Source organism: Pseudomonas sp. C 49-2, assembly GCF_003970195.1.
In the GTDB taxonomy this organism is placed as follows: domain Bacteria; phylum Pseudomonadota; class Gammaproteobacteria; order Pseudomonadales; family Pseudomonadaceae; genus Aquipseudomonas; species Aquipseudomonas canadensis.
The window spans coordinates 153,881-178,510 of the sequence record NZ_RXYG01000005.1; the positions used below are offsets into that span (position 1 = coordinate 153,881).

At 60.3% G+C, this 24,630-nt stretch carries 23 protein-coding genes, 1 pseudogene and 1 riboswitch; of the genes and pseudogenes, 11 read left to right on the forward strand and 13 right to left on the reverse strand.

Features of this window, described 5'->3' with window-relative positions:
* The first annotated feature begins 8 nt into the window (after window positions 1–8).
* Complete coding sequence (locus EJ576_RS11845; RefSeq protein ID WP_126570417.1) at window positions 9–602, forward strand: phosphoheptose isomerase; 594 nt, start codon at window positions 9–11, stop codon at window positions 600–602.
* Window positions 599–1,180, forward strand: coding sequence for a BON domain-containing protein (locus tag EJ576_RS11850; RefSeq protein WP_012722284.1), 582 nt, complete (start codon window positions 599–601; stop codon window positions 1,178–1,180). The genes EJ576_RS11845 and EJ576_RS11850 overlap by 4 nt, the downstream gene beginning before the upstream one ends.
* 59 nt (window positions 1,181–1,239) lie before the next feature.
* Here EJ576_RS11850 and EJ576_RS11855 read toward each other — a convergent pair whose 3' ends face one another.
* The 7 genes from EJ576_RS11855 to EJ576_RS11885 all read right to left on the reverse strand — a co-directional run bounded on the left by EJ576_RS11855 (window position 1,240) and on the right by EJ576_RS11885 (window position 11,957).
* A complete protein-coding gene (locus EJ576_RS11855) occupies window positions 1,240–2,013 on the reverse strand; it encodes an OmpA family lipoprotein (protein ID WP_012722283.1) in 774 nt (257 codons plus the stop codon).
* 192 nt (window positions 2,014–2,205) lie between these two features.
* Complete coding sequence (locus EJ576_RS11860; RefSeq protein ID WP_122723792.1) at window positions 2,206–2,850, reverse strand: MBL fold metallo-hydrolase; 645 nt, start codon at window positions 2,848–2,850, stop codon at window positions 2,206–2,208.
* 85 nt (window positions 2,851–2,935) lie between these two features.
* Window positions 2,936–5,665: a LuxR C-terminal-related transcriptional regulator gene (locus EJ576_RS11865; RefSeq protein ID WP_126570418.1), complete on the reverse strand. Its 2,730-nt coding sequence runs from the start codon at window positions 5,663–5,665 to the stop codon at window positions 2,936–2,938.
* 249 nt (window positions 5,666–5,914) lie between these two features.
* Window positions 5,915–7,279: a DUF1329 domain-containing protein gene (locus EJ576_RS11870; protein ID WP_122554848.1), complete on the reverse strand. Its 1,365-nt coding sequence runs from the start codon at window positions 7,277–7,279 to the stop codon at window positions 5,915–5,917.
* A 28-nt stretch (window positions 7,280–7,307) separates the two neighbouring features.
* Window positions 7,308–9,179, reverse strand: coding sequence for a DUF1302 domain-containing protein (locus tag EJ576_RS11875; RefSeq protein ID WP_122723788.1), 1,872 nt, complete (start codon window positions 9,177–9,179; stop codon window positions 7,308–7,310).
* A gap of 331 nt (window positions 9,180–9,510) precedes the next feature.
* Entirely contained in the window at window positions 9,511–11,193 is a 1,683-nt protein-coding gene (locus EJ576_RS11880; protein WP_123478194.1) for a fatty acid--CoA ligase, read from the reverse strand.
* A gap of 131 nt (window positions 11,194–11,324) precedes the next feature.
* Window positions 11,325–11,957: a LysE family translocator gene (locus EJ576_RS11885; RefSeq protein ID WP_016978297.1), complete on the reverse strand. Its 633-nt coding sequence runs from the start codon at window positions 11,955–11,957 to the stop codon at window positions 11,325–11,327.
* Between the two features lie 85 nt (window positions 11,958–12,042).
* Between EJ576_RS11885 and EJ576_RS11890 the strand changes: the two genes are divergently transcribed.
* The 3 genes from EJ576_RS11890 (at window position 12,043) to EJ576_RS11900 (ending at window position 14,882) form a co-directional block, all read left to right on the forward strand.
* Window positions 12,043–13,008: a 2-hydroxyacid dehydrogenase gene (locus EJ576_RS11890; protein WP_028618880.1), complete on the forward strand. Its 966-nt coding sequence runs from the start codon at window positions 12,043–12,045 to the stop codon at window positions 13,006–13,008.
* 30 nt (window positions 13,009–13,038) lie between these two features.
* Complete coding sequence (locus tag EJ576_RS11895) at window positions 13,039–14,037, forward strand: class I SAM-dependent methyltransferase (protein ID WP_126570419.1); 999 nt, start codon at window positions 13,039–13,041, stop codon at window positions 14,035–14,037.
* 51 nt (window positions 14,038–14,088) lie between these two features.
* Window positions 14,089–14,208, forward strand: a riboswitch (yybP-ykoY riboswitch).
* 89 nt (window positions 14,209–14,297) lie between these two features.
* Complete coding sequence (locus EJ576_RS11900) at window positions 14,298–14,882, forward strand: TMEM165/GDT1 family protein (protein ID WP_016978300.1); 585 nt, start codon at window positions 14,298–14,300, stop codon at window positions 14,880–14,882.
* 121 nt (window positions 14,883–15,003) lie between these two features.
* Here EJ576_RS11900 and EJ576_RS11905 read toward each other — a convergent pair whose 3' ends face one another.
* Window positions 15,004–15,822, reverse strand: coding sequence for a M48 family metallopeptidase (locus tag EJ576_RS11905; RefSeq protein WP_010213075.1), 819 nt, complete (start codon window positions 15,820–15,822; stop codon window positions 15,004–15,006).
* Window positions 15,823–17,143: 1,321 nt separating this feature from the next.
* On the opposite strand from EJ576_RS11905, the pseudogene EJ576_RS30215 reads away from it, so the two are divergent.
* A pseudogene (locus EJ576_RS30215) lies at window positions 17,144–17,344 on the forward strand (HAMP domain-containing protein); the annotation flags it as partial.
* Between the two features lie 114 nt (window positions 17,345–17,458).
* Entirely contained in the window at window positions 17,459–18,202 is a 744-nt protein-coding gene (locus EJ576_RS30220; protein ID WP_371923942.1) for a methyl-accepting chemotaxis protein, read from the forward strand.
* On the opposite strand, the gene EJ576_RS11915 is transcribed toward EJ576_RS30220, so the two are convergent.
* From EJ576_RS11915 to EJ576_RS11925, 3 genes are read right to left on the reverse strand one after another with little or no spacing between them, the layout of a single operon-like run.
* Window positions 18,199–18,819, reverse strand: coding sequence for an SOS response-associated peptidase (locus EJ576_RS11915; RefSeq protein ID WP_068938005.1), 621 nt, complete (start codon window positions 18,817–18,819; stop codon window positions 18,199–18,201). The two genes, EJ576_RS30220 and EJ576_RS11915, sit on opposite strands and share 4 nt — an antisense overlap.
* Window positions 18,820–18,855: 36 nt before the next feature.
* The gene (locus EJ576_RS11920; protein ID WP_126570421.1) at window positions 18,856–19,116 is read right to left on the reverse strand and encodes a putative signal transducing protein; all 261 of its coding nucleotides are present in this window, start codon (window positions 19,114–19,116) and stop codon (window positions 18,856–18,858) included.
* 11 nt (window positions 19,117–19,127) lie between these two features.
* On the reverse strand, window positions 19,128–19,310 hold the full coding sequence (locus EJ576_RS11925; protein WP_126570422.1) for a CPXCG motif-containing cysteine-rich protein: 183 nt from the start codon (window positions 19,308–19,310) through the stop codon (window positions 19,128–19,130).
* A gap of 132 nt (window positions 19,311–19,442) precedes the next feature.
* Between EJ576_RS11925 and EJ576_RS11930 the strand changes: the two genes are divergently transcribed.
* The gene (locus EJ576_RS11930) at window positions 19,443–20,606 is read left to right on the forward strand and encodes a 1-acyl-sn-glycerol-3-phosphate acyltransferase (protein WP_178083538.1); all 1,164 of its coding nucleotides are present in this window, start codon (window positions 19,443–19,445) and stop codon (window positions 20,604–20,606) included.
* A 57-nt stretch (window positions 20,607–20,663) separates the two neighbouring features.
* Here the strand turns inward: EJ576_RS11930 and EJ576_RS11935 are convergent, their stop codons facing one another.
* Complete coding sequence (locus EJ576_RS11935) at window positions 20,664–20,921, reverse strand: hypothetical protein (protein WP_028618873.1); 258 nt, start codon at window positions 20,919–20,921, stop codon at window positions 20,664–20,666.
* A gap of 182 nt (window positions 20,922–21,103) precedes the next feature.
* Between EJ576_RS11935 and EJ576_RS11940 the strand changes: the two genes are divergently transcribed.
* A complete protein-coding gene (locus EJ576_RS11940) occupies window positions 21,104–21,313 on the forward strand; it encodes a hypothetical protein (RefSeq protein WP_016978307.1) in 210 nt (69 codons plus the stop codon).
* Window positions 21,314–21,370: 57 nt separating this feature from the next.
* Here the strand turns inward: EJ576_RS11940 and EJ576_RS11945 are convergent, their stop codons facing one another.
* Window positions 21,371–21,958, reverse strand: coding sequence for a YajG family lipoprotein (locus tag EJ576_RS11945; RefSeq protein WP_028618872.1), 588 nt, complete (start codon window positions 21,956–21,958; stop codon window positions 21,371–21,373).
* A gap of 194 nt (window positions 21,959–22,152) precedes the next feature.
* On the opposite strand from EJ576_RS11945, the gene EJ576_RS11950 reads away from it, so the two are divergent.
* Together EJ576_RS11950 and mqo are read left to right on the forward strand one after the other, a co-directional pair.
* Entirely contained in the window at window positions 22,153–22,386 is a 234-nt protein-coding gene (locus tag EJ576_RS11950) for a hypothetical protein (RefSeq protein WP_126570423.1), read from the forward strand.
* A 718-nt stretch (window positions 22,387–23,104) separates the two neighbouring features.
* Entirely contained in the window at window positions 23,105–24,613 is a 1,509-nt protein-coding gene (gene mqo, locus EJ576_RS11955) for a malate dehydrogenase (quinone) (RefSeq protein WP_126570424.1), read from the forward strand.
* The last annotated feature ends 17 nt before the right edge of the window (window positions 24,614–24,630 follow it).

Here is a 24,630-nt window from a genome sequence, read left to right on the forward strand (position 1 = left end):
TCACACAGATGGACATGCAATCCCGAATTCGCCAGCTTTTCCAGGCCAGCATCGACACCAAGCAACAGGCGATGGACGTACTTGCACCGCACATCGAGCAAGCCAGTCAGGTCATGGTCAATACCTTGCTCAACGAGGGCAAAATGCTTTCGTGCGGCAACGGCGGTTCGGCCGGCGATGCCCAACATTTCTCGTCTGAGCTGCTCAACCGCTTCGAGCGTGAGCGCCCGAGCCTGCCGGCCATCGCCTTGACCACCGATTCGTCGACGATTACTTCGATCGCCAACGACTACAGCTACAACGAAATCTTCTCCAAGCAGATCCGCGCCCTAGGCCAACCCGGCGATGTGCTGCTGGCGATTTCTACCAGCGGCAACTCGGCGAATATTATTCAGGCGATCCAGGCCGCACATGATCGCGAAATGATTGTCGTAGCATTGACCGGACGCGATGGCGGTGGCATGGCCTCGCTGCTGTTGCCTGAAGACGTGGAGATCCGTGTCCCGGCCAATGTCACCGCACGTATCCAGGAAGTCCACCTGCTGGCGATCCACTGCCTGTGCGATCTGATCGACAGCCAACTGTTTGGGAGTGAAGAATGACCGTTAACCGCCTCAGCCTTTTGGCCATCACCCTGTGCCTCGCTATCAGCGGCTGCAGCACGGCCATCACTGCAACACGCGACACCCCTATTCAGGATGACAAGGGCACCCGCACCTTCGGCAGCAAGATCGATGACTCGCTGATCGAGACCAAGGTTGAAGTCAACGTCGCCAAGGCCGCGCCCGATCTGGGCAATGGTGCTTCGCGTATCGTAGTGACCAGCTTCAACGGCGTTGTGCTGCTCGCCGGCCAGACGCCACGCGCCGACCTCAAGGCCCAGGCCGAACAAGCCGCCGCTGCCGTACAACGCGTGAAAAAGGTCCACAACGAATTGCAGGTGATGGACCCGATCACCCTGCTGGCCATCAGCAACGACGCACTGCTGACTACCAAGATCAAGGCACAGATGCTCACCGATAACGCGATCCCTGGTTCGCGCATCAAGGTCGTGACCGACAACGGCATCGTCTACCTGATGGGCCTGCTCACCCAGGCTGAAGCCACTCGTGCAGCCAACCTGGTGCAGGGTGTGTCCGGTGTGCAGAAAATCGTGAAGGTGTTCGAATACATCGATTGATGTAATGACGCAGCCACAAAAAAGGGCGCCTTACGGCGCCCTTTTTTATTAACGAATGTTTACTGGTACTGCGAGTACGGATTGCCCTGGAACTGGTTGTTCTGTTGTGGCGCCTGTTGCTGGGCTCCTGGCTGGCCGTACTGTTGGCCTGGGATCGGGCCGAGGTTGACTTCAACACGACGGTTCTGGGCACGGCCGTTGACGTCGGCGTTGCTGGCAATCGGGTTATCCGGGCCGGCACCGCGGGCGCTCAGGTTGGCGCCGTTGACGCCCTGGGACGTCAGGTAGTTAGCCACGCTCTGGGCACGACGCTGGGACAGGTCCATGTTCAACTGACGGCTACCGGTGCTGTCGGTGTAGCCAACGATCTGGATAGTGTTCTGGTTGAACTGCTTGAGCGAGTTGGCCAGGTTGTTCAGCGGCTGGTAGAAGCTGCTGGAGATCGCGTCCGAGTTGGTCGCGAAGGTGATGTTGCCCGGCATGATCAGCTTGATCTGGTCGCCCTGGCGCTGAACCTCAACACCGGTGTTGGCCATGCTTTCACGCAGTTTCTTTTCCTGTTGGTCGGCGTAGTAGCCGTAACCTGCGGCACCGGCACCGGCAACGACGGCACCGATCAGCGCGCCCTTGCCACGGTTGTTGTGATCGATGGCCGCACCCGCCAATGCACCGGCCAGGGCACCCAGGCCACCGTACTTGGCGGTCTTGCTCATACCGCCGGATTCATTACTCGCCTGTCCCTGGCTGCTGCCGTCATAAGGATTAGGTGATGCGCAGCCGGACAACAGGGCTACAACGGTAGCGACAACAAGCAGACGACGCGAAGTGAACATGAAGGGAGCTCCTACGTTTGCATTCTATGGTGCAAAGGACATTGGCAATGGACCTGTGCCGAGTTTGGAACGCGACAAACGGTAAAAATTCCGTGGCTACAGAAACCGTAGCAGACGCATGCTGAACACGACCTGAGTTTTTGCTACAAGGTTTACCTGGAATAGAACGCGTTCTGCCCGGCAATGATTCCTTCACGCCCGCACGAAAGGATTCTCGCGCATTTCATCGCCCAGCCGGGTATCCGGCCCGTGACCGGTCACCACCGTCGCGCCCTCGTCCAGGGTGTACAGGCGCTGCTTGATCGAGCGCACGATGGTCGCCTGGTCGCCGCCCCACAAATCGGTGCGCCCGATACCGCGACGGAACAGTGTGTCGCCGGCAATCAGCAGCTTGGCATCAGCAAACCAGAAGCTCATCGACCCCGGAGTGTGACCGGGTGTGTGCAACGCCACGCCACAGCCGCAGGCCAACTCTTCATCATGTTCCAGCCAACGGTCCGGCGAAGGCACAGGGGTATAGGGCACGCGAAACATCTGGCATTGCATTTCCAGATTGTCCCAAAGGAATTGATCTTCTTTGTGCAGGTGCAAGGTGGCACCGGTCTTCTCCTTCAACTGGCCGGACGCCAGGAAGTGATCCAGATGGGCATGGGTGTGGATGATGCTCATCACTTTCAATCCCAGGGCATCGAGCCGCGCCAGGATCAGCTCATGGTTGCCGCCTGGGTCGACCACGATGGCCTTTTTACTGATGGGGTCGCCGATGATGGTGCAGTTGCACTGCAGGGGGCCGACGGGGAAGGTTTCACGGATAAGGGTCGGCTTGGCGGTTTCCATTCGGGGTCCTGTCGTGCAAATGAAATGTCGATTCCGGGCAAATATCGCCAGAATAATTGCACCATTAAAACAGACTGGGGCGTCCCTAGCCGATCAACCTCAGTTCCTGCGCCCGCGCCACCGCCTGGGTACGACGCTCCACACCCAGCTTGCTGTTGATGTGGCTCGCGTGAGTCTTGACCGTGTGCAGCGAGATAAACAACCGGTTGCTGATCTCCTGATTGGAGCAGCCCTGAGCGATCAATTGCAGCACCGCCAGCTCTCGGGCGCTCAATGTCTCATGAGTCGAAGCTGCCTCCACCACTGCAACCGCCGGTAACAGCGCCAGCAGGCTCTGGCTCAGCAGCCCATGGGGATCTTTGGCAAGCTGCTCGCGCATCCAGTCCGGGTGGGTTTCCAGCAATCGTTCAAAGGGTTGCAACGCGCCACCTGCCCCGGCCTCAAGGGCTTGGGCAAACACTGGACGCGCCTTTGCCTCCTGCCCCTCCCCCAGCAACAGTTGCACCCGCTGGGTCAGGGCCATCAGCGCGATCATCTGACGCCCACTGTTATGAGCCTGTATTGCCAACTCTTCGAGACGTTGCAACGCCGCCGCCGGTTGGTGGCGAGTCGCGTCCAACGCAGCCTGTTGCAGCCCGATGTGCTGCGGCAGGTGTGGGTGGAACTCCGGCGCGGCGGCGGCGTGTTCGCCATTGTAGGTTTGCCCCAGACGCGTCAACCAGGCGTCAGCCAAGTCGGTGCGGCCCTGGGCCAGCCACAGCTCGCACTTGATCAGGGTGATCATTGCCAGGTAGTAGATCGGCGGCACATCCCAGATATGCATCAGCCGCTCAGCCTCGGAGAGTTCGGCGAAGGCTGTGGCAAAGTCACCACGGCGCCCTTCAAAATTGGCGATCACGCAATGGCCGATCAACACACTGATGTCGCGGCAAGCCCTCGCTTCAGCAAGACCGGCGCGCAAACGGGCGAGCCCGGCTTCGGGCTGGAGCCGCACCAGCAACAAAAAACCCTCGTAGAGCGATAAACGCGCACGCACCGCATACAAGCGCTGCGGCGCCAAGCCGTGCAGGCGTTGCAGGCCTTGGCGCACTTCGTCCAGGGAACGCAGGATTTCACCGCGCGCCTGCAATACTCGCGCACGGTCGTAATGGGCCAGGGCTTCGAACAAGGGATTGCCGACGCGCTGCGCCAGCTCCAGGGATTCGCGGTTCAGGCCTCGCGCACGCCAGAGGTCGGCATCGACAATGGCCAGGTTGGACAGGGTCGACAAGCACATCAACCGCTGGCCGTAACGCCGTTGCGGCAAGCTTTCCAACGCTTCGCTGCAATAGCGCTGGGTCAACTCGCGATCGCCCCGACCACGGGCGATAATCCCGCTCAGCGCCAGCCACTGGGCCAACATCGATTTCTGCGCGGTGGCCGACGGTGCCGGCAGGAAGCGGCTGAGGTAGCTGGACAGCTCTTCTGCCGCATCCAACTGGCAGGCCAGGCCCAAGGCCCAGCTGTAGAGCACGATCAAGCGCGGCGTGCTGATCAGCAGGCTGTCAGGCAAGTCCATTTTCCAGCGCAGTAACATGCCTACGTTCTGCTCGGCCAGCAGCTGTTCTTCGGAAAGGTTTTGTACCAGATTCGCAGCCACATCCAGATGACCGGCGCGCAACGCCTGCTCCACCGCTTCATCGATCAAGCCTTGGGCATTGAACCAGCGACACGCGCGCAGGTGCAGGCTGGCCGCCGGCAGCACGTTGCTGCTGGCACGACGCGTGCGCAGCAAGTCCGAAAAAAGATGGTGATAACGGTACCAATGCCCGTGCTCATCCAGCGGCACCAGGAACACTTGGTGCGCCTGCAGGTAACGCAGGATTTCGGCACTGTCGTGGGCTTCACGCACCGCGTCGCAGAGTTCGCTGCAGAAACGGTCCTGAGGAGCGGTGTCGTACAAAAACGCCTGCACTTCGGTCGGCAGGCAGTCGATGACCTCTTCCAGCAGGTAATCGCGGATCAGCCCTTCGCCGCCGTGCAGGCTTTGCGGCAAGGCGCCGTCGCTGCCGGCCTCGGAGGCGGCCAACAGCCAGAAGCGCAGGCCGGCAACCCAGCCTTCGCTGCGACGGATCAGGTTATCCAGCGCTTCGCCACGCAAGGAGTTGCTGTGGCGATCCAGCACTGCCAGTGATTCGTCGTGCGTCAGGCGCAAGTCCTGTTCGTGCAGTTCCAGCAGATGACGCGACAATCGCAGTCGCGCCAGATGCCAGTCCGGGCGCTGGCGGCTGGTGACCAATACCACCAGGCCATCAGGCAAATGATTGAGGAAAAACTGCAGGCAACGGTCGAGCACCGGCCCCTGGGCCAGATGGTAATCATCCAGCACCAGCAACAGCGGCGCACGGGCGGACAGGTGCACAGCCAGCTCGTCGAGCAGGCCATCGAGCCATTCTTCAAAGGCAAAGGGCTGGTGACGCTGGCGCATTTTCAGCAGGCCCAGGGATTGGGCGCCAAGTTGCGGGAAAAATTGCTGCAAGCCGTCGAGCAGGCGTTCGAGAAAACGCCCAGGGTCGTTATCCCGTGGGCTGAGGCCCAGCCATAGGCTTTGCCAATGGACCGGCAGGCTCTGGCAGAACTCCACCGCCAACGAACTCTTGCCAAACCCAGCCGGTGCGCTGACCAGCAGCAACCGCCCTTCCAGCCCGGCGCTCAGGCGTTCGCACAGGCGAGGTCGCAGCACATAGCCGTCAGGCAGTGGTGGCCTGTAGAAGCGACCTTCCAGGGTCGGGATTACCGCACTGGCAGGCCCTTGGATTCGGGACAGATCAGTCATCGCCGGGCTCTTGTAGAAGGCTGTTGTCGGCATTGCAGATGTCCGCAGACTAGCGGTAAAAGCCGCCGGTTTGTAGATCTTTGCAACATTTGCCTGAAAAGAACTGCGACAAAAAATCTCGCCACAAAAAAGTAGGAGCCGACTTGCTGGCGATGCAGGCACCTCGGTGTGCCTGTTACACCGAGGGGATGCTATCGCTGGCAAGCCAGCTCCTACAGGGGGGCGGCTCCCAGATTGGGGGGCTTGGGGTTAGCGAACACCATCCTGGCGCAACGCCGCCGGGGTGAAGTCGCTGGTGGTGGCGGTGAAGCCAAAGTCATACGCCTGCTTCTCTTCGTTCTTCATGCCCAGCGCCAGGTAGCGGCCGGACTGCAGGTCGTAGAGGGTTTCCAGGGCGTACCACGGCACTTGCTTGTCGTAGTAGTTCTCGGCATGGGCTTCCGCCACGCGCCACAGTTGGCCACGACCGTCGTAGTGATCGATGACCGCTGCTTGCCAGGTGTCTTCGTCAATGAAGAAGTCACGCTTGGCATAGATGTGGCGCTGGCCTTCCTTCAAGGTGGCGACCACATGCCAGACGCGGCGCAGCTCGTAGCGGGTCAGGTCCTGGTTGATGTGGCCAGCCTTGATGATGTCGGCGTATTTGAGCTTCGGATCATCGATCTTGTAGCTGTTGGAGGCGATGTAGATTTCTTTCTTGCCCTCCAGCTTCCAGTCGTAGCGATCCGGAGCACCGTTGTACATATCGAGGTTGTCGGAGGTACGCAGGCCATCGGCTGCGGTGCCTGGTCCGTCATAGGACACTTGTGGCGCGCGGCGCACACGACGCTGGCCGGCGTTGTAGACCCACGCCGAACGCGGTTCCTTCACCTGATCCAGGGTTTCGTGCACCAGCAGTACACCACCGGCCAGACGTGCCGGCGCAGTCACTTGCTGCTTGAAGTAGAACAGCACGTTGCCCGGATTTTTCGGGTCGAAGTCTTTCATCTTGTCGCGAAATACGAACTGGTCGCGGAAGTACACCAGGCTGTACGAGCCATTGGTTTGCGGTGTGGCCTGGGTTACCAGGCGGGTCACGCTGCCGCCGCGATAACGGGTGATGTGATTCCAGATCACTTCCACGCCGCTTTTTGGAATCGGGAACGGTACGGCGGTTTCGAAGTTTTCCAGGCCGTTGCCACCAGACACCAAGTTGGTGGTGGTGGCGTTCTTCTTGATGGCCGCAAACACATCCGCTGGCACCGTGGCACCGCGATGGGTCGGGTAGACCGGCATCTTGAAGGTTTCCGGGTAGCGCTTGAACATCGCGTACTGCCCCGGCGCCAGCTTGTCCTTGTACTGCTCGACGTTCGCCGCGGTGATGGTGAATTGCGGTTGTTCACTGGCGTATGGGTTGGCCAGGAATCCACGGGCGTCAACAGCGCCAGCGTTGGTGGGCAGCGGCGACCATTTTGGAATAGTACCCGCCGCATTGCCGGCCATTTCGGCGCCCATCGGCGTCAGGGTCGTGCCCAGCTTGGCGGCTTCATCCGCCGACACTGCCGCCATGACATTGCTCGCCAGGATCGACAGCCCAAGCACACCCACGTGCAACAGACTTTTGGTTATTTTCATGTTCTGGTCTTCCTGAAATGCAGTGTGCTTAGAAGTTCATGCCCGCGCTCAAGGCAACAAAGTCACGATCGTCCACGGTGCTGAACTTGCCGCCAAAGAAGTTGGTGTAATTCAGGCCCACGGTGTAGGTGTTTTGATACTCGGCATCCACACCCAGGCTGATCGCTTTACGGCCTTCCTCAAAGTTGCCGCCAGGGCCTGGCGAATAACCTTTGACGTCATGGGACCAGGCCACACTTGGCTTGAGGTTGACGCCTGCAAAGGTATCCGGGTATTCCCAGATAGCCCGGGCACGGTAGCCCCAGGACGTGGCAGTGGTGAACCCGTCGTTGTCGCAGTTGGTGTTGAGGCCCGCAACAGGCACTCCGGCACCAGCGCCGGTGGAGGCATTGAGGCTATTACAGAAGCCGGCAGGCAGGCTGCCAGGGCCGAAAACCGGGTCACGGCCGTAACGGGTCTTGGACTTGCTTTCCAATCCACCCACATGCGTGACGCCAATCTCACCCACAGTGGTCAGGCGGCTTGCGCCCATGACCTGATCAAAGAAGTGCGTGAATGTCGTTTGGAACTGAGTAACTTCCTTGCGCCGATAACCATTGAGATCCTGGCCGGGAATACCCTTGAGCACAGAGGCGTTGGAATAACCGTTCAACGGGGTCACCCCGGCAAACAAAATGTCCGTCGAGTTCAATTGAACAGGAGCATTCGGACGATAGCTCAGTTCGCCACTCCAGGCCGTACCTGTAGGCAGGGTGGTGGAGAAGCTCAAGCCATAGAGGCGAATATCTTCAGGGTACTCGACAAAATACTGGGAATTGCCGGCGACGATTACAGGCGCCAATTGCCGCAGCGCCGCAGGCGTGCCTGGGTTGTTGAGCAGGTCGTAGAGAGACTGGGATGCACCGCGAGCACTGAAGATCGGCGCACGGCTGTGATAATTCATGAAAAAGGCGCCGAACTCCGTGTCCAACGGCTCATAGTTGTAATGGAAAGCAAACCCGAACTGCCCGCTGTCTCGGGCATCCTTGTCACCGCCACGAGCGACTTTCACCCCTTCTTCGTTGACATCAACCCCAAAGCGATTGAGGGTCGGGTAAGCCGCTGCAGGAATCCGCGAACGCTTGTTCAAGACACGCAGGTTATCGGTACAGCCATCCGAAATAATATCTGGCTGGGAGAAAAACGTTCCGCAGTTGTCCGTTACCGTCTGGTCCCACTCCAACTGGTAAAACGCTTCTGCCGACAAGTTATCGGTCAGGGTCTGCGACACATAGAACATGTTGACCGGAATCAAGCCTTCCTTGATCTCGGCCCCCGGACGACGGAACGCGGACACGTCGATCGGGTTGATGGAGTTGATGCCGCCGCCAATGAAAGTACTTTCACCCCAGCTCACTACCTGCTTACCAAACCGCACACTGCCCGGCTGATCGGCAATCGCATAGTTGTGATAGACAAACGCGTCGAGAATCTGACCACCCGATGACTTGGCGCCCTCTTTACGGTTGTTGTCGCTGATGTCCTTGAACTCACGGTTTTCATCCTTGAGTTCAAAGTCATACCAGTATTTGCCGCGCACAAACACGCCGGTATCGCCGTACTTCAGCTCCAGGTCATGGATGCCCTTGAAGATCTTCGAGAAGGTCTCACCGCGCTTGAAGTTCAGGTGACCGTCATCGGAAGTCTGGGACAGGCCACGACCACCGTTGTTCGCACCAATGAGATCTTTGTTGGGCTTGGCTGTCGACCAGCTCGCCCCCACGGAAAGCGACGAGTCAAAGCTCCCTTCGATTTCACCGATATTGAAACTGACGCCGAATGCGGGCCCGGCGAGCGTAGAAGCGAGACTGACGGCCAGGGGCAGTCTTGCCCGGCGCCAGAACTGGTTTACTGAGGTCATCGACGCTACTCCATGTGCATTATTGTTATGGCAGTGAGTTCTTTCTGTGATGCGTGTAACGGCCGGAATACAACGATTCCAATGCCGCTCGGCAGCCGAGCCCCCATGGCCCGAAGCGGAACATCCGTGAAAAACTCTGGAAGGGACTATAGCCAGCAGGGGGTAGTGCTTGATCCCTCTAAAGTGTGATTTGCATCACCGACCCGTCTGCCACGACCCTTTCGCCACGTCGGCGGAAGCCGACGCGGCAAGGATGGCTGAAAATCGGCAAATCACAAGTAAAGGCGCCAGATAGAGCATTGCCGTGCCCGAAAGGGCACGGCGGGGGGCGTCACAGGGTGGACAGGAAGGTGCTGTTGTTGGCCTGCCATTCGATGATGTCGATACGGATACGTTTTTTGTCGAGTTTTCCTACACTCGTCTTGGGAATTTCCGTAACAACGGCGATCTGGCTCGGAATCGCCCACTTGCTCAAGTGGCCCAACTCCACGAACGGCTTGAGGTGTTCCTTGAGCTCACGGGCCCCTATCACATGGCCATCACGCACCACCAGCAATGCAAACGGACGCTCGCCCCACTGCGGATCGGCAATGCCCACCACCGCTACTTCGCGTACCGCGGGGTGGCGGCTGACCAGGTCTTCGAGGGCCAGGGACGAGATCCACTCGCCGCCGGTCTTGATCACATCCTTGATGCGGTCGCGGATGTCGATCACACCGAACGCATCCAGCGTGGCCACGTCGCCGGTGTGCATCCAGCCACCTTCCCACAGCTCGGCGCCCTTTTGCGGCTCGTTGAAATAGCCTTCGCTGAGCCATGGCGCGCGCAGCACCAGCTCACCCTGGGACTCACCGTCGGCCGGTAGGAAGTTGCCGTCGCCATCAATGATCGCGGCTTCCACCAACGGCCCGGGCACGCCGGCCTTGATGCGGTAAGTCGTGCGTTCATCCTCGCTGCCAGCCATCAACTCTTCGTTGAGGTGGGCGCAGGACACCAGCGGCCCGGTCTCGGACATGCCATACGCGGCGGTCAACTGGATGCCACGCGCCTTGGAGGCTTCATACAGCGAACGATTGAGCGCACTGCCGCCGATGACGATTTTCCAGCCACCGAAATCTACGTCCTGGGCAGCCTTGGCATTGAGCACCATTTGCAGGATGGTCGGTACGCAGTGGGAAAAAGTGACCTTTTCCTTGCGCCACAGCTCCACCAGGTATTCCGGGTCGTAGCGGCCAGGGTAGACCTGCTTCAGGCCGAGCATGGTCGCCACGTACGGCAAGCCCCAGGCGTGCACGTGGAACATCGGCGTAATCGGCATGTACACGTCATTGGTGCCGAGCAACCGCACGCTGTCGACGCTGCCCATAATGGTCGCCACACCGATGGTGTGCAGCACCAACTGGCGGTGGGTGAAATACACGCCTTTGGGGTTACCGGTGGTGCCGGTGGTGTAGAAGGTGGTGGCAACGGAGTGTTCGTCGAAGTCCTGGAAGTCATACTTCGGGCTGGCGGCGGCGAGCAGTGTTTCGTACTCACCCACCAGGTTGGGCAGCTCGGCGGTCTTGGACTCGCCATCGGTGAGCAGCAGGGTCTTGTCGACCGTGGTCAGGTGCCCGGCAATTGCCTGGTAAAGCCCCACGAACTCACTGTTGACCAGCACAAAGCGGTCCTCGGCGTGGTTCATGGTGTAGAGGATCTGTTCCGGCGACAGGCGCACGTTGATGGTGTGGATCACCGCGCCAATCATCGGGATGGCAAACATGCATTCCAGGTAACGATGGCTGTCCCAGTCCATCACCGCCACGGTATCACCGGCCTTCACGCCCGCTTCAGTCAGCACATTGGCCAGGCGCGCAACGCGCTCGATCAGGGTGGGGTAGGTGTAGCGCAGTTTGTCGCGGTAGACGATTTCCCGGGTCTTTTCATAGCGGGTGCCGGACATCAACAGGCGTTTGATCAACAGCGGATATTGGTACGCACCTTCGGCGGGCGGGATAACACGGGTCTGCAACATACGAATCCCTTTTATGACTGCGCGGTCTTGGCTGAAAGAACTGCACTGTAGAGCGCATATGTTTCAGCCAAATCAGCCAAAGGAATGATTTGCAGCCCCCAATGAATGCTAGCTTTGCGCCAGCATCCAGCCTATTTCATGCTGGTGAATGCCAGTTTCACGCCGATGGCAATCAACACTGCGCCCATGGTCCGATCGAACCAGTGGCCCATCCGCGCAAACCCGGCACGCACGCGCTGCTGGCTGAACAGCATCGCCACCAGGCAGAACCACAACGCCGTCGCCACTGCCAGGTACACACCGTAACCGGCCTGGATCGCTAGCGGTGTGTGGGGGTTGATCACCACGGTGAACAACGACAGGAAGAACAGCGTGGCCTTGGGGTTCAAGCCATTGGTCACGAAACCGGCGGTAAACGCACCACGCGGCGTGCGCTCGCCCGCTTCGCGATGCAACTCGCCCTCAGCTACAGGCTTGGCCGGCTGCGCGCGCAGGGCCTTGAAGCCGATGTAAAGCAGGTAGGCGGCGGCCGCCCATTTCAGGGCGTTGAACAGCACGATGGACTGGGACACGATCAAGCCGATACCGAGCAACGAATAACCTACGTGCAGAAAAATCGCCGAGCCGACGCCCAGCGCAGTCCAGGTTCCGGCGCGACGGCCGTGGGTCACGCTTTCACGCACCACTACCGCGAAATCCGGGCCGGGGCTGGCCACCGCCAACAAGTGAATCAGGGCTACGGTCAAAAATTCGGCGGCGTACATGCTCACTCCAATTAAGTAACTGATTATTTCATCTGATAGGCTCGGGAGATTACGCCTTCGAACCCTGTCGCAAAAGGTACAGTTGATGACGAACAATCGCCGCGCCGTCTTCCTTGATCACCCGTCCCTGGACCTGGGGGACCTCGACCTCAGCGAGCTGCGAGACACCTTCAGCGAGTTGCAGCTGTTTACCGGCACCACGCCGCAGAATGTGATTGAACGCGTGCAAGGTGCCCACGTGGTCATCAGCAACAAGATCGCCCTCAACACCGCAACCCTGGCGGCCTGCCCGGACCTCAAGCTGATCCTGGTGTCGGCCACCGGCACCAACAACGTCGACCTCGACGCCGCCCGCGCCCATGGCATCACCGTGAGCAACTGCCAGGGCTATGGCACGCCGTCGGTGGCGCAGCACACGATCATGCTGTTGCTCAACCTGGCGACGCGCTTGAAGGATTACCAAAGAGACGTGAGCGCCGGCAAGTGGCAGGAGGCCAAGCAGTTCTGCCTGCTGGACCATCCGATTGTGGAACTGGAAGGCAAGACCCTCGGCCTGCTCGGCCATGGCGAATTGGGCGGCGCCGTCGCGCGACTGGCTGAAGCGTTCGGCATGCGTGTCCTGCTCGGCGCGATTCCAGGCCGCCCGGCCCGCGCTGACCGCGTGCCGCTGGATGAGTTGCTGGCGCAGGTGGACGCACTCACCCTGCACTGCCCGCTCAACGAACACACCCGCGACTTTATCGGCGCCCGCGAGCTGGCGCTGCTCAAACCTGGCGCGTTTGTGGTCAACACGGCGCGCGGTGGTTTGATCAATGAGCAGGCCCTGGCGGACGCCTTGCGCAGCGGCCATCTGGGCGGCGCGGCCACCGATGTACTGAGCGTGGAACCACCGGTGGATGGCAATCCGCTGTTGGCCGGTGACATCCCTCGGCTGATCGTGACCCCACACAACGCCTGGGGCAGTCGCGAAGCGCGCCAGCGCATCGTCGGCCAACTGGCGGAAAACGCCCGGGGCTTTTTCAACGGGGCCCCGCTGCGCGTCGTCAGTTGATAAACTGCGCCCCTTTTCAAGGAGCAGACCATGGATCCGCGCAGTGAAGTACTGCTTCGCCAGGCCGAACTTTTTCAAGGCAACCTGCTGTTGGTGGGGTTGCCTGCCGACGACCTGCTGGGTCGTCTACCCAACGCTCACGGCTGGTGTTGGCATGCCGGTGATCAGGCGGCGCTCGATGCACGCTTCCCTGAACGCAGCCAGTTCGGCGTAAACGTGCCGGAGCGGGCGTTTGATACCGCAGTGATCTTCCTGCCCAAGTCCAAGGACCTCACCGACTACCTGCTCAACGCCGTGGCCTCGCGCTTGCCCGGCGCCGAGCTGTTTTTGGTCGGCGAGAAGAAAGCCGGGATCGAAAGCGCCGCCAAACAGCTAATCCCCTTCGGCAAACCGCGCAAACTCGACAGCGCGCGGCATTGCCAACTGTGGCAGATCACCGTGGTCAACGCCCCGCAAGCGGCTGAGCTGGAGAGCCTCGCGCAGGTCTTCGACGTGCCGTTGGCCGAGGGCCCGCTGAAGGTGGTGAGCTTGCCGGGGGTGTTCAGCCACGGGCGCCTGGATCGTGGCACCGAGCTGCTGCTGGAACATCTGGACAAACTGCCAAGCGGTCATCTGCTGGACTTTGGTTGTGGCGCTGGCGTGCTGGGGGCTGCGGTCAAACGGCGCTATCCGCACAACATGGTGACGATGCTCGACGTGGATGCCTTCGCCGCCGCCAGCAGTCGCTTGACCCTGGCCGCCAATGGTCTGGAAGCCGAGGTATTGACCGGCGATGGCATCGACGCGGCACCGATGGGTTTGAACGCGATTTTGAGCAATCCACCGTTCCATGTCGGTGTGCATACCGATTATTTCGCCACTGAGAACCTGCTGCGAAAAGCGGCGAAACACCTGGCAAAAGGCGGCGAACTCCGCCTGGTTGCCAACAGCTTCCTCAAGTACCAACCACTGATCGAAGAGCACCTGGGCGTGTGCGCGATCAAGGCCGAGGGCAACGGTTTTCGCATCTACCGTGCCAAGCGCGGCTGACGGGCGTTTAAAAAAGAAGGCTTGCCGAATGGATTTTGCCTAGGCAGAATCCGCTCCGTCCTAGGGGAGTAGTCTCCCACGAGCGCCACGCTCGTCCGGCATACGTCAACATACTTGGTCAGCAGACCATGGCGTATGCGACCCAGGAGTCCGCACAGACGGACCGGGGTTTGACAAGACCTATGACACGCACACCTTACCCGGGGCGGGAAGGCTGTACGTGTCATAGCCGTGTCGACCCGCCCCTGGAAACTTACCTGATGCTGGATTCATTACTCGTTCCTACCGCAATCGTTGCCTTGGCCGAAATCGGCGACAAGACGCAACTGCTCGCGCTCATCCTTGCCGCACGCTTTCGCAAACCCTGGCCGATCATCGCCGGCATCGTCGCCGCGACCCTGGCCAACCATGCGGCCGCTGGTGCAGTGGGAGCCTGGTTCGGCAGTTTCTTCTCGGATGCAGTGTTGCACTGGATCCTCGCAGCGAGTTTCTGCGCCACGGCCTTGTGGACACTGGTTCCAGACAAACTCGACGATGACGAAGCCAGCACCACACGCAAATTCGGCCCGTTCCTGACCACACTGATCGCATTCTTCCTCGCGGAAATCGGTGACAAGACGCAGATCGCCACGGTGATGCTGGCGGCGCAGTACCCGGAGTTGTGGCTGGTGATTATCGGGACGACCCTGGGCATGCTGATTGCCAACGTGCCGGTGGTCTTGGCGGGGAATTTTGCAGCGGAGAAACTGCCGTTGACCTTGATTCGTCGACTGGCGGCGTCAGCGTTTTTCATCCTGGCGATTGTGGCCGTGTACAAAGCCATGCAAAGCAGCGGCTGGATCTAAGGCTGCAAACCCGATCCCTGTGGGAGCTGGCTTGCCTGCGATGGCAGCAACCCGGTGCAACTGAGAGACCGAGCCGCCTGCATCGCGGGCAAGCCCGGCTCCCACATTGATCTGCGTTAACTCAGGATTTTTTTGCCTGCTGGTAGAGCGGCATCACCTTCGGAATCGCCGCCTGCAACGAGGCGATTCGGCTGTCGGACGCCGGGTGAGTACTCATGAACTCCGGCGGCGCACCTTCCGAAGCCTTGGCCATCTTGTTCCACAGCGTGATAGCCGCGTTCGGGTTGTAGCCGGCACGGGCCGAGAGCTCCAGGCCGATCAGGTCCGCTTCGTTTTCATTGCTGCGGCTGTTGGGCAAGGTCATGCCGTAGTTGGCCACGGTATCGGCTAATGCCAAGCTGTCTTGGCCGAGGCCGAACAACGCACCGGCGCCCTGCTTGGCCATCTCGATCCCGTAGGCCTTGGACATGGCTTCACGGCCGTGTTCACGCAAGGCGTGGGCGATTTCATGGCCCATCACGGCGGCCAGCTCGTCATCGGTGAGCTTGAGGTTGTCGATCAAGGCGCTGTACACAAAGATCTTGCCGCCAGGCCCGCAGTTGGCGTTCATCTCGTCGCTCTTGATCAGGTTCACTTCCCACTTCCACTGCGCGGCATCCGCACGGAAAGTCGGCGCCTGGGCGATCAAGCGGTTGGCGATGGCCTGCACGCGCTTGGCGTTGGCGCTGGTCTTGTCCAGTTGGCCCTTGCTGCTGGCCTCCCCCAGGGTCTGCTGGTAGGACTGGGCATACATCTGGTCGACTTCCTGACTCGACAGCATGCTGAACATGTACTGCTTGCGCTCAACCCCAACGGCGCCGCCGCTGGTGGTGTTGACCGACTGACACCCGGCCAGCAGCATCGCTGCAACCAGACCGCTAACTACCAATGACTTCTTCATGAACCTCTCCCTGAAAACACGCCCTTAAAACATGGCGCGTATCGTAGGCGCTCGTTTGTATCGACGCCAGATACACCAGACGTGTAACCGCTGATTTTCGGATACATCCCACGGCCCCAATAACGGCGACGGGCTTTCCATTTGCGACACCCCGAACATTTTTGCAGGACACCCCCTCATGCCCAGCGCGCCCGTGGCCGATACAAAAAGGCGGATTCTCTCCCCTGTGCCCGGAGTTTTCATGAAATTCAAGTCGATCCAATTTTCTGTCGCGGCACTGGCCGGGGCGATTGTCCTGAGCGTGGTCGCGGTGCTGGTGCTGTACGCCTTGTTTGCCGGAGCGCGGACCCAAGAAATGGTGCAGGATCGCACCCAGGTGCAATTCGACCAGATCATCGAGCAGCGCCTGACCGCCCTGGCGCAAACCCAGGCCACCTTGATCCAGCGCGAACTGGAAGCCCCCTTGGTGACCGCCAAGAGCCTGGCCACCGCCAACGCCCTGCTCGGCATGAAAGACGCCAAGGGCGAGCCGGCCCTGCAAATCGGCCGCGAGCAACTGATCAACCTCCTGCATGAAACCGTGGTGCGCAACCCGAAGATCCTCGGCGCCTACATCGGCTGGGAGCCCAATGCGATCGATCACAACGACGCAGCCTACGTGAACACCCCCATTGTCGGCATGGCCGCAGACGGCCGCTTCCTTCCCTGGTGGTATCGCAACGCCGATGGCAGCCTGGGCCTGGACAAGCTCGCCGATGTCAACGACCAGAACATCCTCTCCACTGGCGTGCGCGCGAGTGAGTACTACCTCTGCTCCAAGGAAAACAAAAAGGCCTGCGCCATCGACCCTGCCCCTTATAAGGTGGGCAACGCGATGGTGATGCTGGCTTCGTTCATCGAACCGATCATGATCGACGGCACCTTCCAAGGCATCGTCGGTGCCGACCTGTCGGTCAACTTCATCCAGGACATGCTCACCAGCGCCGATCAAAAACTCTACAACGGCGCCGGTGAACTCGCGCTGATCTCCAGCAACGGTCGCCTGGTGGCCTACACCAAGGACGCCAGCAAGCTCGGCGAAAAGGCCACCGACCTACTCGACAACAATGAACTGGCCAACCTCGGCCAGTTGAAAGTCGGCGAAGTGCGCTACGACATCGACAAGGAACACGGGCATATCGAACTGTTCCTACCGTTCAATATCGGCCAGGCCGACGCACGCTGGACGCTGATGCTGCAACTGCCCCTCAGCGCCGTGATGGCCGATTCGCAGAAGCTGCAAAGCGACCTGGAAGCTCAGCGCAAGACTGACATCTTCGGCATGACCATCGCCGGTTTGTTGATCGCCGGTATCGGCTTGCTGGTGATCTGGCTGGTCGGCCACGGCATTGCTCGTCCGCTCAAGCAAATGGTCGCGATGCTCAATGACATCGCCCAGGGCGAAGGCGACCTGACACGGCGCCTGACCAGTGACCGCGCCGATGAACTGGGCGCGATCGCCAGCGGCTTCAACACCTTCTTGATCAAGCTGCAGGGCATGATCACCCAGGTGGTGAGTTCGGTGCAGAAGGTCAGCGATTCGTCAGAGCACACCGCCGACATCGCGATCCGCACCAACCAGGGCGTACACAAACAGATGGTGGAAATCGACCAGGTCGCCACCGCTGTGCATGAGATGACCGCGACTGCGCAAGATGTTGCGCGCAACGCCACCCAGGCCGCCCAAGCCGCCAGCCACGCCGACCAGGCCGCCAGCCAGGGCATGCGCATTGTGCGCGACACCTCCACCTCCATCGGCGCACTGGCCGAGGAAATCGGCAAGGCAGTCGGTGTCGTGCAGGCGTTGGCCAAGGACAGCGAGAACATCAACGCCATCCTCACGGCGATTCGCGGGATTGCCGAACAGACCAACCTGCTGGCGCTCAATGCGGCCATCGAGGCGGCGCGGGCTGGCGAGCAAGGCCGTGGGTTTGCCGTGGTCGCCGACGAAGTGCGCAACCTGGCGCAAAAGACCCAGAAGGCCACCGAAGAAATCCAGACCATGATCCAGCAGTTGCAACAAGGCACGCGGGACGTGGTGCGGGTGATGGAGGACAGCCAGAACCGCACCGATGAAAGCGTGCAACACGCGGCCAAGGCGGCCGAAGCGCTGGAAACGATCACCCAGGCAGTCTCGGTGATCAACGACATGAACACCCAGATCGCCAGTGCCGCCGAAGAACAGAGCGCGGTGGCCGAGGACATCAATCGCAACGTGATCAATATCGGCCAGGTGGCCAATGAAGTAGCAGGCGGCGCGGATGAATCCAGCGCGGCCAGTGCGGACTTGACCAAGCTGGCGGAGCAGCAGCGCCGGCTGATCAATCAGTTCAAGGTCTAAGCCGGGGTCAGGCACTCCGGCCCGTTGAGCTTCGGATCGTTGACCATGTTGGCCAGCACTCGCTCGCGCAACGCGACGGGTTCACTGGCCAGCAGGCCTTGCAATACATGCAACGGCGTCTCGGGATTGAGCCAGGCTGCCTGTCCGGCCTCATCCAGAATCAGCGGGCGACGCTGGGCCTGCGCCGCTTGGGTCACCACCGCCGTGCTCAGCCACACCTGCTCCTGCACCGGATAGGCTTCCCAGATCGCGGCGAAAAACAACGTGGAGCCCTCCCCCGGTGTCAGCCAGTACGGGCGTTTACGCTGGGTGCCGCGCCATTCGTAGAACCCATTGGCGGGCAGCAGGCAACGGCGCTGACGGAACGCTTCGCGGAACATCGGTTGTTCGGCCAGGGTTTCGGCGCGGGCATGGGCGGGCGTGCGGGAAAGATCGGTCAACCACGGCGGCGTAAGGCCCCAACGGGCGCGGGCCAGCGTGCGCTGGCCGTCGGTGGCGCGCTGGATCAGCACCGAATCATTCGGGGAAATGTTCCACTGAGCCTGCTGGTCGGCCGGGAAGCCCGGCAAAGCAGCGAAGGCGGGATTCCAGCGAAACAGGGCATAACGTCCACACATGGGGCAACACGACTCTTGGGTAAACCGACCGACAGCCTAACAGACCAGCACGTCGGGGAAGCTGTCGGGTTCGTCACCGGGTAGCGGTTGTGCGCCGATGTAGGCGGTAATCAGCTCGCGGGCAGCCGCAGCCCGGTCATTGTCCACCTCCAGGCCCAGCAGGCCGAAGATGGGCAATTCGCCGGTACCGCCGAGCAAATGCCGACCCACCAGGTGCGCCTCGATGCCTTCGCTGGCGAGCATCTGTTGCAGCAGCTCGCCTTCCATCAGGTTTTCCGGTTCGTAGATTCGCTGCATGGATGTATCCGTTATTCGTTTTCGCTTCGGGTTTCGAGCATCCACTCGTCACCATGCACCTGCAGATCGAAAGTGATCGGCCGGCAACAGACCTGGCAGTCTTCAATATACGTCTGGTCACCGCCAGACAAATCCACGGTTGTCTCGACCTCTTCACCGCAATAAGGACAATCGTACGTCGCATTTTCCAGCATCGCAGCCTCCAAGGTGACTTGTGCGTATAATCGCCGGTCTATTTACAGGGCTATTTCCGGCTGGGGCCATTCCTCAGTCCGCACCCTGGTATTTCCTTTACTTACCCTAGCCGTTTCTAACAAGAGAGCATGATGGGCGAATTCGATACCATCCGACCTTACAACGACAGCGAAGTCCCGGCAGTGCTGGCACGTCTGTTCAGTGACAAGGCCTTTCTGGACATCCTGACCCACTTCCGCTTCCCGCGCTTTGCCGGCGCCCTGGGCTGGCTGCTCAAGCCGATGATCGCCCGCAAATTGCGCCGTGAGTTCGCCGGCGTCACCACCGTGGCCACGCTGCAGGACAAAGTCGAATACTACGTCGACCACACCATTGACCGGGCGACCGACGGCGTGACCTACACGGGCGTCGAGCAGCTCAAGTCCGGCACGGCTTACCTGTTCCTGGCCAACCACCGCGATATCGTGATGGACCCGGCCTTCGTCAACTATGCCGTGTACCACGCCGGCCTGCCGACGCCGCGCATCGCCATTGGCGACAACCTGCTGCAAAAGCCGTTCGTCAGCGACCTGATGCGCCTGAACAAGAGCTTTATCGTGCACCGCTCGATCACCGGGCGAAAGGAAAAGATGGCGGCATTCAACCTGCTGTCGGCCTATATCAACCATTCGATCCGCAACGACGGGGCGTCGATCTGGATCGCCCAGGCTGAAGGCCGCGCCAAGGATGGGGATGATCGCACCGAATCAGCGATCCTCAAGATGTTCCATGTCAGCCGCAAGGATGAGCCGTTTGCCGAGGTGATCCAGTCGTTGAACCTGACGCCGGTGTCCATCAGCTACGAATATGACCCGTGCGATACCGCCAAGGCCCGCGAACTCTACATCCGCGCCACCACCGGCACCTACAGCAAGGCGCCGGGCGAGGATGACGTGAGCATCGCCCTCGGTATCACCGGCTACAAGGGTCGGGTGCACATCAACTTCGCACCACCGATCACCGAGCGCTTCGAAGACACCAAGCTGCTGGCCGCAGAAATGGACCGGCAGATTCTCGGCGGATACCGCTTGTTCCCGGTGCATTACCTGGCCTACGCCCAGTGGAGCGATGCCGACCCGCAATTGCAGGTGCCGACCGCCGCCGAAGTGTTCCCGGCGGACGAACTGGCCAAGGCCAAGGCGGAGTGGGAGCGGCGCTTGAACGAATGCCCGGCCGAGCACCGACCGTTTCTGGTGGTGCAATATGCAACGCCGGTGCGTAATCAGTATCGGGTCAAAGCCGGAATACCTTTGTAAACACTGATCAAAATGTGGGAGCGGGCTTGCTCGCTCCCACATTTGTGTTGTGGCGTTTTAGAGGCGGGTGCTGAGCCAGGAGATGGCCAGCGCCAGCCCAAGACAGGCGAACCCAATTCGGTAAGCCAGACGATGCGCCCGCTCGGTGCGCACATCCAGAAACAACATCGGTTGGTCGATCCCGCGGTCTTCACCTTGCGCGGTCAGGTCGGCCATTGCGCGCTGTTCGCGCAGGCGCGTTATGAACAGCAGCGCAGCACCCGGGCAGGCCACGGCTAACGCAACAACGTTGATAAAAAGTGCAGGCAGCGCCATCGCAAACCTCGGTAGAACAGTATTTTGGTATCGGTTCAGATACAAACCTGAACGATAGTGGCCTCCGGCGCCGTAAATGCTCCCTCCTCCATTGACGGCTAATGTATCCAGTAATTTACGCCGTCACCTGAACGTCACCTTAACAAGCCACTCTGTTGCCCTTCGACGCTTAGGAGCTTGTCATGCTGCACGCGCAAAACCAGGATCGGCTGTACCTGATCACCCAAAGTGATGAGCAAGAAGCACTGGTTGGCGGCCTGGCCTTCAACGTCCAGGATCGCCACTGGCTGGTGTATTGCGCCCTTGGCGGCCACCAGCATGCGGACCTGCCGGAGACCGATCTGCTGACAGGGGTGAGCCTGCTGGATTTCTGTATCGACACCGCCGCGTGAAACTGGAGACGAAAAAAAGCCGGGCTCATTACTGAGCCCGGCTTTTTGCTGAATCGCTTACTGCGAGCTGAGCAACGAACCGATGCTTGGGTCCTTGAACAGGCGGGTCAAGGCATCACTGAGGACGTCGCTGACCAGCTTGGTGTTGGTTTCCTGGTTCGGCGACATGCCGAAACGCTGGTTCAGGGACGCGCCGTAGCGACCGCTGTAGCGACGGGTGCCGGCGCTGACGTCGGACTTGAAGGTCGCGCCGATGGACGCCTCGGTCACGTACAGGCCGTCTTTAGGCGACTGATACTTCAGTTCAGCCAGAGTGATGGTCAGCTGCGGCGCACCCGGCGCGTTGGGGCTTGGGGTAAAACCCAGCAAACGCACGGCGGCTTCAGCCTGGGCCTGCAACTTGGGCAGCACGTCCTGGGCATTCACCGAAACCAGAGCAGTTTCCGGGTACAAGCCACCGCGCGAGCCGAGGGTTGGTGACGGACGACCATCCACCACACGCACCGACACCGGCTGGCCGTGGCCCACAGGGGCCAGCTGCGTGGTGATCTTCGGTTCCGGGGTCAGTTGTTGCGGGCTGTTGGCGCAGCCAACCAGGGTCAAACTGGTCACAGTGATCAAACCGAACAACAGGCGTTGCAACATGCTTTTCTCTCCAGAAATCAGGGTCCGACAGGCCGGCAGTATAGCGGTGCGCCTGTGCCGGGAACTAGCGCCAGTTACAACCTGAGACCCGCGTGGACTCTAGCGGTTCGATGTCACTGATATGTCACGACTGATACACAGGCTCGTCATGCCCGACAGGCAAGCTTGGCCCCAATCTCAGGAGGTCTGACACCATGCATTTTCTCTGGTCACTGTTTACGCGCAAGCCCGCCCTTCGCCAGTTCGCCCTGCTGGATGCGCAAGGTCGTTGCCAGGTCTTCAAAGAATGCAGCCAGCCTCCTGTAGGTGACGGTTGGGTGGAAATCGATGAAATCCGCCTGAGCTGGATGCACCACCCATTGCCGGCCCGTGCCCGCGTCAGCCCGCGTCCTGCGCGGTCGCCCCGGCACCAGCCGTTGGCCGCCTGACCGAACACCTAATAAAAGTCATAAAACACGCCCATTTCCTTGGCGTTCTTCGCTACAATCTCCCCCCGATTATAAGGACGTCTCCTGATCGGGCCTCGCAGCATCGTTAATGCCTCGGCACTAACCCCCCAATCGCCCACAGAGAGCCGCCCACACAGATCGAGTGAAGCTGGCGCGCTTGCTGTTTTCATTGCAAACCACCCGCCTTTACCGAATCTGCCAGAGCTGCCATTGCGCTCGGCCACTTGAGTTGTTTGCCCGTTTTGCCGCGTGTCGGCTAGGGGCCAGGTGCCAAGCTGGGGCAGCCCTTTTTTGAGGTTCACGTCTTCAAAAGAGCGTGAAAAAACGGGTTTTCACAACTTCACAAGAGTGTGGCGAGCAAATGAATAGTTTGGCGTTTGTACAAGCACCATCAGCGTCTGGAACAGCCCAACCACACAGGACCGAGCACGCCTTAAAAACCGGAGCTTGAGCCTGTCCGCTACGGATTGGTTGCACGAATCGCACGCTTTGACCATAAGTCGAATTGCCACAGGCGCCCATGAATGCGTTCATAGGCAGATTAGCCCGGCAGGAAGCGTGCGCTGAACATGCAAAGAATTGCGAATCGGACATGGCGATCCTGGCCATGGGTAACCTGGGGCAACACGTGAACCGCCCCGTCACTCCTGGCAGCCATGCCGTCAATTTGGTGCTGCAGATTTTGGAGACGCGTTAAATGGCGCATAACGAAGCAGTCGACGTAGTACTGGTAGGGGCCGGCATCATGAGTGCCACCCTGGCCGTACTGCTCAAAGAGCTCGACCCCGGTCTCAAGCTGGAAGTCGTTGAGCTGATGGATTCGGGTGCCGCGGAAAGTTCCAACCCGTGGAACAACGCCGGGACCGGCCATGCCGGGCTGTGTGAGCTGAACTACACACCCCAGGCCGCCGATGGCTCCATCGACATCAAGAAAGCCGTGCACATCAACACCCAGTTCGAGGTGTCGAAGCAATTCTGGGCGTACCTGACTAAAAAGGGCACCTTTGGCTCGTCGAAATCCTTTATCAGCCCGGTGCCGCACCTGAGCTTCGTGCAGGGCGACAAAGGCGTGTCTTTCCTCAAGAAGCGCTTTGAATCCCTCAGCCAGCACCACGCGTTTTCGGACATGCACTACACCGAAGACCGTAGCGAAATGGCCGAGTGGATGCCGCTGATGATGCCGGGCCGCCCGCTCGACGAAAAAATCGCGGCCACCCGTGTCATGAACGGCACCGACGTCAACTTCGGCGCACTGACCAACCAATTGCTCGGCCACCTGACCAGCTCGCCCGACGCCCAGGTCAAGTATTGCAAGCGCGTCACCGGCCTCAAGCGCAACGGCGCGGGCTGGACCGTGAGCATCAAGGACGTCAACAGCGGCAACAGCCGTGAAGTGGACGCCAAGTTCGTGTTCCTCGGCGCCGGTGGCGCGGCCCTGCCGCTGCTGCAAGCCTCGGGCATCGAAGAGAGCAAAGGCTTTGGCGGCTTCCCGGTCAGCGGCCAATGGCTGCGTTGCGACAACCCGGAAGTGGTCAAGCACCACCAGGCCAAGGTCTACAGCCAGGCCGCCGTGGGTTCGCCGCCGATGTCCGTACCGCACCTGGACACCCGTGTGGTGGACGGCAAGAAGTCCCTGTTGTTCGGACCATACGCCGGTTTTACGACCAAGTTCCTCAAGCACGGCTCGTTCCTCGACCTGCCGATGTCGATTCGCGCCGGCAACATCGGCCCGATGCTCGCCGTGGCCCGCGACAACATGGACCTGACCAAGTACTTGGTCAGCGAAGTGCGCCAGTCGATGGAACAGCGCCTGGAATCCCTGCGTCGCTTCTACCCGGAGGCAAAAGCCGAAGACTGGCGCCTGGAAGTGGCCGGCCAACGGGTGCAGATCATCAAGAAAGACCCGAAAAAAGGCGGCGTGCTGCAATTCGGCACCGAGCTGGTCGCGGCCAAAGACGGTTCGTTGGCTGCCCTGCTGGGCGCGTCCCCAGGTGCTTCGGTGACCGTTTCGATCATGCTGGAACTGATCGAGAAGTGCTTCCCAAGCAAAGCCGCGGGTGAATGGGCCGCCAAGCTGCAGGAAATTTTCCCGGCGCGGGAAACGGTCCTGGAGACGGATGCCGAGCTGTATCGCAAGATCAATGCGCAGAACAACATCAGCCTGGAACTGGTTGAGCCTGCCGCCGAGACCGAAAGCTACGCTTGAGGCACCATGAAAAACGC